Source organism: Algoriphagus sp. 10J20-15 (assembly GCF_055809615.1).
The window spans coordinates 98659-111229 of sequence record NZ_JBVVUG010000004.1 but is presented as its reverse complement, the minus strand read 5'-3'; the positions used below and the strand labels follow the sequence as shown (position 1 = coordinate 111229).

Here is a 12571-nt window from a genome sequence, read left to right as displayed (position 1 = left end):
CAATGAAGTAGGATTCTGAATCACAATTAATTGCGCATATTAGCTCTATAGAAATATATACGCAACCGTTTATTTTTTTCGCTTATGATCACTTCTATAGAAATTCGAGTCTTCGGTAGGAAGATCTTACTTAAAATGCCCAAAAATGACACTGACATCCATTTTGTCAAAGGAATCACTTACGCTAGGTGGAATCAAAATCAATTCGTTTGGGAAGTACCGCATTATTCAGGCAACTTAGAAAAGTTAAAGGCCTATTTTGGAGATAGAATAACTCTTATAGAAAAAGATGAGGTAATTAATTTAAATCATGTGGCAAAACCCACAATTGAAAAAGACGAGATTTTAATAATACAAACTCAAAAGAACCGCCTTAAACTACTATTTGCGTATGTTCCAGAATTAATAAAGCATATAAAAACCATTCCTTATTCAATCTGGGATACCAAAAATAAGTGGTGGACAATACCCTATAGTGAACAATTCCTTGGAGAAATAAGTCAAGTTGCGAAGCGCCTTGGCCTTAAAATTACTTTTGAAAAAGAACCTCCCAAGAAACAAGGGATCAATAAGTTGAAACGTAAAGAGGCAGCCTATTACAAAACATGCCCAGATACCTATTTAAACAAGCTCCAAGAGCTACGCTATAGCGAAAACACTGTGAAAAGCTACGTTCCGCTTTTTGAAGAATTTATAAATAATTTTCCAAAAGAAGATCTTGACTCATTAAATGATAGACATGTGATGGAGTTTTCAAGATTTTTAGTGACAGAAAGAAAGGTATCTACCTCATATCAAAATCAGGCGATTAATGCTATCAAATTTTATTTTGAGAAGGTATTAGGAGGAAAAAGAAAGTTGTATTTTGTGGAGCGTCCAAGGCAGGAACAGACGCTTCCTACAGTATGCAGTGAAGAAGAAATCAAACAAATATTATCTGGCATCCAAAACATCAAACATAAAGCCATTTTGAGCACTATTTACTCGGCAGGATTGAGGATCAGCGAGCTGATCAACCTTCCCATAAATGCGATAGATTCGGATCGAATGCAGATCTATGTAGAAAATGCTAAAGGAAACAAAGACAGGTACACGATCCTGTCCAAGAAATTATTGGAGCTTTTACGAGAATATTTCAAGAAAGAAAGGCCTCACTATTGGTTATTTGAAGGAGCGGGAAGCACCAAGGAAAAACCTGTTCAATACACATCGCGAAGTATCCAGCAGATTTTGAAGAAGGCGTTAAGTAAGACCAAGATAACCAAGCATGTCACAGTCCACACGCTAAGGCATAGTTTCGCTACTCATTTATTGGAAAATGGGACTGATCTTAGGTACATACAGAGTCTTCTAGGACACAGCAATTCCAAAGCGACGGAAGTCTACACCCATATTACAACCAAGGGATTTAGCCAGATCATCTCTCCATTAGACAAATTGGATATATAAAATATATACGAAACTAGTTGCGTATAGCGACTCGTTGTAGAGCATTTATAACCACATGAAAAACTTGGACATCTTTCAAATCAAAGCTCAACTCAATAGAGGAAAAAGTGTTGAACAGTTTTTAGGAACTGGCAAAAGTGGTGAACACGAAATACTGAAATGGATTGAAATAAGACCTGAAAAGGAATCATTCATTCTTGTTTATCACGAAGTGTTTAATGACTCTGACGAAGGAATTGAAAGCATTTACAACTATTCTTATGTTGCACCAGATGACCTTTATGGAAAGGATATAACTGAATTAAAAAGCGTTGAGGAAATTCTTAACAAAGCTCAATCTATATTTGGGAATGGCAATTTCTATAATGAAGGATTTTTAGACGAAATCATAAAATAAAACGCTCTACAACAAGAAATAAAATTCAAGCGGGGTTTGTGGATTAATCATGTTTATCTTTCTCATTCAAATTTCGTCACGATTGACTGCGCTTCGCTTCGTCTTCCCGCTCGAAATTTTATTTAATCGTTGTAGTGCATTTAATTCCACGACCAATGAAGATTCTTTTGAATATTTTGTTTCTTTCTCTTTTACTCGGCTCCTGCAAAAAAGAGGAAATAAACGTTGAGGAAAAATTGGTTAACGATATTTTGTTTTCAATCATAAGTGACAATAGCGAGTTATTTGATTCGCGATGTAAAATGATTGATGGATTTACCAATAGATTCGCAGCGCCATCTGTTAATTACGATTCGGATTCAACATTTGCAGGTTCAGTCTCGGATTTGTTCGACAGCGATGAGATTGAATATTTGATAGGACAAAGAAGAAATACAGAGAAATTTAGATTAAAAACAAAGGATTTTAAAAAGACATTTGACTTAATTGAAGAGGCTGGTTTTGATACGTTATTGACTGCTGTTGAATATTCAATAAATACGGATACACCGCTTAATTATTGGGATGAATTTGATTCTAAGTTTGGTTGCATTCAAGGTTTTTCAAAACCTCTGATTTCAAAAGACCAGAAAACTGTAATAATAAAATATTACCAATTATCAGGACCACATTCTGCGGGAGGATTTACTAAAATCTTTAGATTAGTTGATGAAAAATGGATTGAAATAAAGCAGATTGATCACTGGATTAGTTAACTAAATAAAAACGCACTACAACAAAAAATAAACACAATGCTAGGTTCGGTTATAACTTTCAGCTCGCGTCTTTCGGCATTTCGTCAGGTCCTATCGGACACTGACGCATTTGAAAGCCGCACTGTTTTTATTTAGTCGTTACCAGCAATGATCTTCAAAGCGCGATCTATTGTTTCTTAATTAGGAAACATATATCTTTACTTCAAAAACGAACGGTGAAGGAAAAGTTTCGAGTAGAGTTCATGGAGGAGGCTGTTAACTTTTTAGATGACGTGGATGAAAAATCCAGAGAGAAGATTCTCTTCAATATTTGAAAGTCTAGGCAAATAAATGACAAAGAACTTTTCAAAAAATTGAAGGGTGAAATTTGGGAATTTCGAACGTTGTATCAGAAAACCTACTTCCGACTTTTTGCTTTTTGGGACAAGTCTGACAGCCAAGATACTGTGGTCATTTCCACGCATGGACTGATCAAGAAAACTGGAAAAATACCGAACTCCGAAATTGAAAAAGCTGAACGTTTGAGAATAAATTATTTTGAGAGCAAGCAAAAAAGAAAGCCATGAAGACATATTCACTTGAGGAACTAACAGACAAACACGTTGGAAAAAAAGGAACGCCAAAGCGAGATGCGTTTGAGTATGAACTCCGAATGGACTTATTAGGGCAGGCCATCAAGGATGCTCGTAAAGAGCGCAACTTAACACAGGAGCAACTTGGTGAACTAGTTGGAGTTAAGAAAGCACAAATTTCCAAACTAGAGAACAGTCTAACAGATGTCCCCATTTGAAACCATCATCAAAGTATTCCGAGCATTGAATGCCAAAATCGACTTTAACGTCGAACTTCTTAACCCGACGGATGGAAATGGGTAAATGCTGGTAATCGAGTAGACGGCCGTGAGCCATAAGCCCACAGCCAGTCCCGATTTACGGGAGTGCGCCTCTCACACCACTCCTGCACGTGCGGGATACGGGTCTTCCCGAAGTATCGGGACAGGCAGTATACGGCGGTTCACTGAATCTCAGGCTTTGATTTAGAGCAATAGTCCAGCATACTTAGATAACCTTTTCTTCTCAGCCTTGAAAGTGTGATTGTCGTCACCAGTATTGGACTTTGAGCCACAGCCCAGCCTCCTTTTCTGCCTCCCCACATTCTGGCTCTTTCGCTAAAAATGTCCTAAGGGACAATTTCTTAACGCTCAGCCCTTCCATGCATAGGAATGGTCTTGATCCACTCCCAATCTGATCAGGTTTTTACGTTTTCGCTCAGGCTTTTTCTCCACCGCGGCGGACCAGATGCAATATCGGAGACGGTTTCTTAACCACTCATCGAGTGATTTCAGTTTGGCTGTGATACTGGCGAGACGATAATTGTTTATCCAGCCCCTACACGCTATCTCTCTGTACATCCAAGATCAGAATAATCTTAAACTAGAAAAATTAGATTCTAGTCCTTTTGCCCAATTATCACTGAAGATCGCGTATTGGTCAAATAGAACCACCAAACTTGCCATTAATCAATAAATTCGCCCCTAGTCTAATTTTCAAAATAACGCTTGAATCTACCCCTATGAGATATTTTGCCCTCAGTCTATTTTTTGTCTTTTCATCCAATTTATTTGCTCAGGATAGAACTGCTGCAGACAAGCCCAATGTAATCATCATCCTTACCGACGATCAGGGATATGCAGATGTGGGCTTCAACGGCAGCACAGAAATCCCAACCCCGGGAATTGATCGAATTGCAAAAAATGGGGTAGTATTTACTTCCGGCTACGTTTCTTATGCAGTTTGTGGGCCTAGCAGAGCGGGCTTGCTTACTGGCAGATATCAGGACAAATTTGGCTTCGCAAAAAACCCGTTGATGGCTCCGAAGGATTCACTGATGGGGCTTCCTCTCAGCGAGGAGACCCTAGGCGCCGCCATGAAAAAAGCAGGATATGCCACGGTTGCTTTTGGAAAATGGCATATGGGGGTTCACCCGACTTTAAGGCCAAATAAAAGAGGATTTGATGAATTTTATGGATTTCTCAGCGGTGGACATAGGTACTTTCCTGAGGACTTTACCTTGCAGGATATAGAGCAATCCAAATCCCAATACGATGCCTATAATACCAAATTGCTCAGAAATACCGAGCGGGTAGAAGAGACAGAATACCTCACGGATGCCTTGTCCCGAGAAGCTGTTGATTTCGTCGAAAGACACCAGAAAGAACCGTTCTTCATGTATCTAGCTTACAATGCACCACATGCACCTATGGAGGCTACAGAGAAGTATCTCAACCGGTTTTTGCACATCAAAGACATCAAGCGTAGAACCTATGCTGCCATGGTAAGTGCGGTGGATGACGGGGTTGGTGCTTTGTTGGATAAACTGGAAGAATTGGAGCTAGATGACAATACCTTGGTTTTCTTTTTATCTGATAATGGCGGACCTACCGCACATAACGCTGCTGACAATGCTCCTCTACGCGGTTTCAAGGGTGATTTCTTTGAAGGTGGAGTACGCGTTCCTTTTGCGGTACAGTGGAAAGGTGTCATTCCTGAGGGCATCAGGTATGACAATCCTGTGATCTCTCTGGACATATTCTCCACCGCTGTTGCTCTGGCTAAAGTGACTCCTAAAAACGAACTGGATGGAGTGAATCTGATTCCTTACCTGACTGGTGAAAACAATGGAATTCCGCATCAAGAGCTTTATTGGAGAAATTACGACACACAGAAATTTGCGATCCGGACAATAGACAGCAAGCAAATCCTAAAGAAGGATGAAACTTATCTTTTTGATATCCAAAAGGATATCGCTGAAAAAATAAATTTAGCTGCTACTCAGGCAGAGCGGGTCAAAGCATTGGAAAATATGATCAAAACCTGGGAAAAGTCCTTAATGGATCCAATTTTCATGGGTTTGTCAGAAGACAAAAAATACTCAGAACTACATCCTGATCGGTTTAATAAGTAGTCAGTATTCCTGTCTAGCTGGTTGCGACCAAATTTCCTATGATTCAAAGCGGAACTGATCGAGTAGAGATGACCGAAGTAACTTCAAAGCATATCCTCAGTTTTCGCTAGATCTCTCAAAGTTGGATGGAGGACTCTATCATCACCTGCTCTAGAAAAGACTCATCGTGGGAAACCACGAGCAATGTACCCTGATATTCGTTGATGGCAGCGGTGAGTATTTCGATGTTTTGGATGTCCAGGTTATTGGTCGGTTCATCCAAAATGATCATATCCGGTGCATGACTGCTGATCGTAAGGCAGCAGAGCATGAGTCGCATGCGTTCTCCTCCACTAAGCACGCTACAGGATTTACTCCAATCTTCTTTAGTGAAAAGAAACCGATTTAGCCTGATTTTGACTTCATGTTCTTTCAGTTCGGAGGAATTATATCGCTCTGCTTGCTCGTAAACACATAAGTTATTGTCTATCAAGGAATAATCCTGATCGATGTAAACAGCATTTATTTCAGCTCGGAATAGTTTACCGATCTGAGGATTTAATTCTCCCAATATAAGCTTGATCAACGTAGTTTTTCCAGAGCCATTTTGTCCCTTCAGGGCAATTCTCTCACCACTTGTAATCTGAAAATCCAGGTTAGTTTTCCACAGGTTCTGCGCATGGTATGCGAAATTCATGTAATCTGCAGTAATGAGCACTTTGCCTCTGTGTAACTTAGCATTGTCAAAGCCAAACTTCATTTTATCGATGTCCGGCAACTCTTTTCTCAATTCCTGCAATTCCTGAGAAATCCCTCCAATTTTCTCAGTATGGACATTTTTGATTTTTGAAGTACTCTTTTCTGCGTTGTTTCGAAGCGTGTTCATCATGATCGTCGCAATTCCAGCTTTCTCCTGCTTTTTCTTGCCTCGGGCATCCAACTTTTGCTGTCTTTCTATTGTTTCCCGCTCTTTCTCTTTGGCCTTTCGCAACGCCTTTTCCTTGCTTTTTACATCATGGTCGAGGGCAGCAAGTTCCTGCTGTTTTTGCGAAGCGTAGAAATCATAATTCCCTCCATAGGTGTGGATACCTCTTCGGGTGAGTTCGCATACAGTATCCAGCAGGTTCAGCAGTTTCCGATCATGACTGACTAGCAATAAGGCATTGGAAGTGGAGGAAATATAATTGTAGAGCAGATTTCTGGATTCCGTGTCAAGATGATTGCTCGGCTCATCAAGCAGCACCAGATCAGGCTTATGAATCGCAATCCCAGCCAGAAAAACCTTAGTTTTTTGCCCCCCACTGAGGTTTTCAAGTTTTTCTGAAAGATCAAATTCTGAAATTTGCCAATACGCCAGCGCTTCTTTACATCGCTCTTCTACAGTCCAATCGTCGTCAAGCAAAAGCAAATTGCTTTCAGTCGCTTTTCCATCGAGAATTTCATGAAAGGCCGTGAGTTTTTCGGAAATTCCCAGAGCCTGAGCTATGGTGAGATGATTGAACTGCCCGAAAATCTGAGGTATATAATAAGGTTGGGATTCTATTATCAACTGCCCGTCTGAGGATGCGATTTCCTGAGCAATGATTCGCAAAAGGGTTGATTTTCCCACACCGTTATTTCCAATTAAGGCAACTTTTTGGTGTTGATTAAGGGTAAGGTTGATGTTTTCAAACAACAAATCCTTATTGGGATGTATATAGGTGATGTTCTGTAAAATGAGCATAATTTCTCTTTGAAGATTAAACAAACAGCGTTGCCAAGAGGCTGGATTGCTGTATTTATAGTCAGAAAGAAATTAGATTTCACATAGTGATTGTGCGGGAATGAGGTGCAAATATAGTGGAAAGGTATAGACAGTAAAAATGGGGATAGAATTTCTAAAGGTGAATTCTCTCCATATCAAACGGAGTTAAAAGTAAAAATCCTGTGACGATTTTCATCTCCAAACTCTCCTTTCGAATTTCTCACTAGAAAACATTTTCGTATAACTTGGAGAGTCAAATTTAATCGTCATGCCCATTGTCCCTTTGCTAATCATCCTATTCACAGTATATCAGAATCCTTCTAAAATTGAGGCGGCTGAGTATTCATTGCATACTAATGACACGCTCAGATACGCCAACCCTGTCTTTGAACCGGTGCTTGCAGACCCAACAGTCATTCAGGTTGGCGCGGAATTCTATGCGTATGGCACAGAGGATAATTGGGGTGAAGAGGGAGGCTATTACTTGGTTCCTGTGATCAAGTCGAAAGACCTGATAAACTGGGAATTGCTAGGCAACTCTATGGACAAAAAGCCTGAATGGAAAGAAAGAGGAGGCATTTGGGCACCGGACGTCACACAAGTCGGGGAGCAGTTTTACATGTACTATTCCTTTTCCACTTGGGGAGATCCAAACCCAGGTGTGGGATTGGCAATAGCTGAAAGGCCGGAAGGTCCATTTGTAGATGAAGGGAAAGTTTTTGACTCAAAGGAAATTGGTGTCGCTAATTCAATTGACCCTTTTTATATAGAACAAGGCGGGAAGAAATACCTAGCCTGGGGAAGTTTCCATGGTTTGTACATGACTGAATTGACTGCTGATGGCAAAAAGCCTCACGGACAAAAAATCCAACTTGCAGGTAATCATCTGGAAGCAGCCTATATCTATGAGAAAAATGGATTTTACTATCTTTTTGGTTCTGCTGGGACTTGCTGCGAAGGAGCAAATAGCACGTACAAAGTTCTTGTGGGACGATCTGAGAATCTGGAAGGACCTTATTTTGATCAGCAGGGTAATAGTATGCTAGATGCTGACTCTGGAACATTGGTGGTAGGTCCAAATACAAGCGGAATTGGCTATGCCGGCCCAGGACACAATGCTGAAATCATCACAGACGCAGAAGGTCAGGATTGGCTACTGTATCATGGGATGGCCAAGCAAAAACCAAAACTCAATAATGGGACTAACAGAAGAACTTTGCTATTGGACAAGATTAGCTGGAAAGAAGGATGGCCCACTATTAAAAATTTTGAACCAAGCATCACCTCACAAAAAGCACCAGTTTGGAAGTAGAGTTTTTTATAGTCTCCTAGGTATGAGGGAGTATAATTTCCTATAGGAATTATAGACTTTTAGATATTGCCCTCAAAAATAAAGTGCTTTTTAGATTTTGATTACTACCTTGCTAGCTAGAGTCAAATCTATTTTTAATAACAAAAACCCAAACCTATTATGAAAAAGACCTACACTAGAAACACAACTAAGATCAAACCTAGTTTGAAGCAAGGCGTTGCACTTTCGGGAACATTTATTGTCCCAAAACCTGCTAAAAATGTTAAAAAACCGCTTTAAATCAACGCTTGCACTTATTTTCTGTGCAGCACTGATTTCTTGTACCTCTGGAATAAGATCCAATAACTCGGTCACAATCGTCGACCGAATCCCCACAGAAAACACAAATCAATTTTACATCAGCAACCGGGCGCCTTTGGCGCCCAGTGCGCTGATTAAGCTTCCCGTAGGTGCTGTGAAGCCAGAGGGATTTTTAAAAGAATACCTCATTCGCCAGAAAAATGGCCTTACTGGTAACCTAGGAGAAATTTCCGCTTGGCTTCAAAAAGAAAATAACGCCTGGCTCTCTAAAGATGGCAGTGGAGAATGGGGCTGGGAAGAAGTGCCCTATTGGCTGAAAGGATACGCCAACATCGGCTACATCATGGAGGACCAAGCCATGATCGATGAATCCATGATCTGGCTGGAATCTGTGCTTACCAGTCAGCGGGAAAATGGTGATTTTGGACCCAAACTTATGGATGGAGATCATCCGGATTTCTGGGCGAAGATGATCATGCTTTACTGTCTACAATCGTACTACGAGCATTCACAGGATGAGCGCGTGATCACGCTCATGACCAATTATTTCAAATATGAACTGACAGTTCCTGATAAGGAATTCCTCGAAGGATATTGGCAAAGATTACGTGGGGGAGATAATCTTCACAGCGTGATTTGGCTTTACAACCGCACAAGAGACGATTTTTTATTAGAACTAGCTGAAAAAATCCACCAGAAGACTTCCGATTGGGGAGGTAGGGATCTGCCTTTAGAACAGGTGAAAAATTATTATGAGGTGCGTGATGGAGGCGAAGTTCCTGATTGGTATCGCGATCAAGTCGATTGGCACAATGTAAACCATGCGCAGGCATTCCGCGAACCAGCTCAATATTATCTACTGACCAAGAACGAGAAAGACCTTCAGGCCACTTATGAAAATTTCAACATCATCCGTGAGCATTTCGGTCAGGTTCCTGGCGGCATGTTTGGCTCTGATGAAAATGCAAGACCGGGATATGCGGATCCGCGTCAAGGCGTAGAAACCTGTGGAATGGTGGAGCAGATGAATTCCGATGAGCATTTACTAAGAATAACTGGAGATCCCTTCTGGGCAGATCATGCAGAAGAAGTTGCGTTTAACACATATCCGGCAGCTGTGATGCCTGACTTCAAGGCCTTGCATTACATCACTTCACCAAATATGGTTTTGCTGGATGCTGAGAATCATTCACCAGGAATTGCTAACTCTGGCCCATTCCTGATGATGAATCCTTTCAGTTCTCGTTGCTGCCAGCATAATCATGCGCAAGGCTGGCCCTATTTTATAGAAAATCTATGGATGGCCACTCCTGATAATGGTGTCGTAGCGGCAATGTATGGAGCTAGCAAAGTGGAAGTGAAAGTTGGAGATGGAACAATTGTAAACATCGAAGAAACAACGCATTACCCATTCGAAGAGGAAATCAAGTTTGCGCTGAGCACAGCAAAAGCAGTAGACTTCCCTCTTTATTTACGTATTCCTGCATGGGCAAAAGGAGCTTCCATTTCCATCAATGGAGAAGTAGTGAAAGAAAATATTTCCGGAATCGGCTATGCTAAAATCAGCCGAACTTGGACTCAACGGTGATCAAATTTCGCTTTCGCTTCCAATGGAAATCGAAACCAAAACTTGGGAGAAAAACAGCAATAGTCTGAGCGTAAGCAGAGGTCCTTTGACCTATTCATTAAAAATCAGAGAGAAGTATTTCAAAAAAGACAGTGAGGAAACGGCCCAATGGGATTCCAAGTGGCAGAAAGGCGCGGACACGAAGAAGTGGCCGTCTTGGGAAATTCATCCGGTAACGGATTGGAACTACAGTTTGGTAGTGGACGAGAATGATCCTGTATCCTCTTTCGAAGTAATGGAAGGACATTGGCCAAAATCTGATTTCCCATTCTCTCTGGAGGAAGTTCCAATTAAAATCGTAGCAAAAGCCCGTCAGATTCCCGAATGGCAATTAGATCAATATGGCCTTGTGGGAGAATTGAAGGATCTTCCAAAGATTTCCGATCAGCCCATAGTAGATGTAACACTAGTTCCAATGGGTGCAGCGAGATTAAGAATTACCGCATTTCCTCAATTAAAAAATAACCCAAAAATCAATGAATAGGCTGATACCCTCATCTAAAATTATCGCACTACTTTTCCTAATTATTGGATTTTCCAATATCGGATTAGCTCAAACACAATCCTTTTTTAACCCTGTGTTGGCAGGCGATCGCCCAGATCCAACAGTGGTGAAGGTTGACAAATACTATTACGCTTCTGCTACATCTAACGAGTGGGCGCCACTTTTTCCAATCTTCAAATCCGATGATTTGGTGAATTGGGAGCTGGTAAACTATGTTTTTCCAGATGGAGCTCCAGATTGGGCAAAGAATAACTTCTGGGCTCCCGAGCTTTCGTATGATGAGGAGCAAAATAAAATCTACGCTTACTATACTGCCCGAGATAAAGAAAGCAATAGGCTTTCCGTCGCAGTAGCTAGCGCAGATTCGCCGGAAGGAAAATTTAAAGATCATGGCCCACTTGTCGCTCAGGAATATGGATCTATCGATGCTTTTGAAACGCGGGATGAAAATGGGAAACTCTATGTCCTTTGGAAGGAAGATGGAAATAGCAAAGGCCAAAAAACTCCAATATGGGCTCAGGAAGTGAACGGGGAACGCACCAAACTGATCGGTGAGAAGCATGAGCTTTTCCACAATGATCAGGATTGGGAAGGTGGTTTGGTAGAAGGCATTGCCATTTTCAGAAAGAACGGCTATTTCTATGCGACTTATTCTGCTCGTGGTTGCTGCGAAATCTCCTGTGACTATGTAACTGGCGTAGCACGAAGTAAAACACTTCTGGGACCATGGGAAAAATACGATATGAATCCAGTCATCAAGGATAATGAGAACTGGAAATGCCCTGGACACGGAACCGTAGTCGAGAAAGATGGAGAGCTTTGGTTATTAAACCATGCTTATAATCAGGAGGGGTCTGTTTATGTAGGTCGGCAAGGAGTTTTGCAAAAAGTAGAATGGACAGCTGATGAATGGCCAGTTTTCGCAAACGATGAAAAATACGAGCGTAGCAAAGCTTCCTTGGAATTTAATGACGATTTTAAAAAGCGACTGGATCCAGTTTGGCAATGGCGTGTTACTCAGGATATTCAGTATGAAACCGGTAAAAAAGGTCTGAGACTACAGGCTTCTGAGGAAAATGAAACGCTGGGAACTCTATTGGTTCAAGGCACAAAATCTCTGGATTATCAATACGAAGCAACAGTGATTCCTGACGGGAATGCTGCAGCCGGATTAGCGGTAATTGGTGGTGCTAATAATGGCTTCGGTGCTCCTCCTGCAGGAATGGGCATTTCTGTAAAGGGAAACCAGCTGATCCTTTGGGAAACGATCAACCAGAAGACTAGAGAAATTGCCAAACTGGCGATTCCAGACAGCAAAGAAGTCAAATTAGTTTTAAGCATGGAAGATGGCTACAAAATGACTACTTCGGCCCTTGTGGATGGAAAAGCAATTCAAATTGGCGAGACACAAGACGTGAAGCATCTTGTGCCTTGGGGCATGGGATTCCGCCTTGGATTAGTAGCCAAAGGACCAACAGATTCTTATGCCCATTTCAAGGAAGTGAAGATTTATTGAAATAGTTGTAAAAAGTATCATGT

11 protein-coding genes and 1 pseudogene are annotated in these 12571 nt (G+C 41.2%); 10 read left to right on the top strand and 2 right to left on the bottom strand.

The features are described 5' to 3' along the window. Positions 1-135: 135 nt before the first annotated feature. The 5 genes and pseudogenes from AC0L6R_RS02180 (at position 136) to AC0L6R_RS02160 (ending at position 3476) form a co-directional block, all read left to right on the top strand. Positions 136-1449: a tyrosine-type recombinase/integrase gene (locus AC0L6R_RS02180; RefSeq protein WP_473269750.1), complete on the top strand. Its 1314-nt coding sequence runs from the start codon at positions 136-138 to the stop codon at positions 1447-1449. 55 nt (positions 1450-1504) lie between these two features. Next, positions 1505-1846 (top strand): hypothetical protein, encoded by a 342-nt coding sequence (locus AC0L6R_RS02175; RefSeq protein WP_473269749.1) that lies wholly within the window; start codon positions 1505-1507, stop codon positions 1844-1846. 155 nt (positions 1847-2001) lie between these two features. After that, positions 2002-2601 carry a hypothetical protein gene (locus AC0L6R_RS02170; RefSeq protein ID WP_473269748.1) on the top strand — a complete coding sequence of 200 codons (600 nt, stop codon included), beginning with the start codon at positions 2002-2004 and terminating at the stop codon, positions 2599-2601. 326 nt (positions 2602-2927) lie between these two features. Continuing rightward, entirely contained in the window at positions 2928-3167 is a 240-nt protein-coding gene (locus tag AC0L6R_RS02165) for a type II toxin-antitoxin system RelE/ParE family toxin (RefSeq protein WP_283412533.1), read from the top strand. Beyond that, a pseudogene (locus AC0L6R_RS02160) lies at positions 3164-3476 on the top strand (helix-turn-helix domain-containing protein). The gene AC0L6R_RS02165 and the pseudogene AC0L6R_RS02160 overlap by 4 nt, the downstream one beginning before the upstream one ends. Positions 3477-3802: 326 nt before the next feature. Here the strand turns inward: AC0L6R_RS02160 and AC0L6R_RS02155 are convergent. Further along, positions 3803-4012 (bottom strand): group II intron maturase-specific domain-containing protein, encoded by a 210-nt coding sequence (locus AC0L6R_RS02155; protein WP_473269747.1) that lies wholly within the window; start codon positions 4010-4012, stop codon positions 3803-3805. A gap of 161 nt (positions 4013-4173) precedes the next feature. Here AC0L6R_RS02155 and AC0L6R_RS02150 point away from each other — a divergent pair, with 161 nt between their 5' ends. Beyond that, complete coding sequence (locus AC0L6R_RS02150) at positions 4174-5565, top strand: sulfatase-like hydrolase/transferase (RefSeq protein ID WP_473269746.1); 1392 nt, start codon at positions 4174-4176, stop codon at positions 5563-5565. A gap of 115 nt (positions 5566-5680) precedes the next feature. Here the strand turns inward: AC0L6R_RS02150 and AC0L6R_RS02145 are convergent, their stop codons facing one another. After that, positions 5681-7267, bottom strand: a complete 1587-nt coding sequence (locus AC0L6R_RS02145; protein WP_473269745.1) for an ABC-F family ATP-binding cassette domain-containing protein — start codon at positions 7265-7267, stop codon at positions 5681-5683. Positions 7268-7556: 289 nt separating this feature from the next. Between AC0L6R_RS02145 and AC0L6R_RS02140 the strand changes: the two genes are divergently transcribed. The 4 genes from AC0L6R_RS02140 to AC0L6R_RS02125 all read left to right on the top strand — a co-directional run bounded on the left by AC0L6R_RS02140 (position 7557) and on the right by AC0L6R_RS02125 (position 12548). Continuing rightward, a complete protein-coding gene (locus AC0L6R_RS02140) occupies positions 7557-8600 on the top strand; it encodes a family 43 glycosylhydrolase (RefSeq protein WP_473269744.1) in 1044 nt (347 codons plus the stop codon). 259 nt (positions 8601-8859) lie between these two features. Further along, entirely contained in the window at positions 8860-10488 is a 1629-nt protein-coding gene (locus AC0L6R_RS02135; RefSeq protein ID WP_473269743.1) for a beta-L-arabinofuranosidase domain-containing protein, read from the top strand. After that, on the top strand, positions 10454-11011 hold the full coding sequence (locus AC0L6R_RS02130; protein WP_473269742.1) for a hypothetical protein: 558 nt from the start codon (positions 10454-10456) through the stop codon (positions 11009-11011). The genes AC0L6R_RS02135 and AC0L6R_RS02130 overlap by 35 nt, the downstream gene beginning before the upstream one ends. Then, complete coding sequence (locus AC0L6R_RS02125) at positions 11004-12548, top strand: glycoside hydrolase family 43 protein (protein ID WP_473269741.1); 1545 nt, start codon at positions 11004-11006, stop codon at positions 12546-12548. Before AC0L6R_RS02130 ends, AC0L6R_RS02125 begins: the two co-directional genes overlap by 8 nt. Positions 12549-12571: the final 23 nt, after the last annotated feature.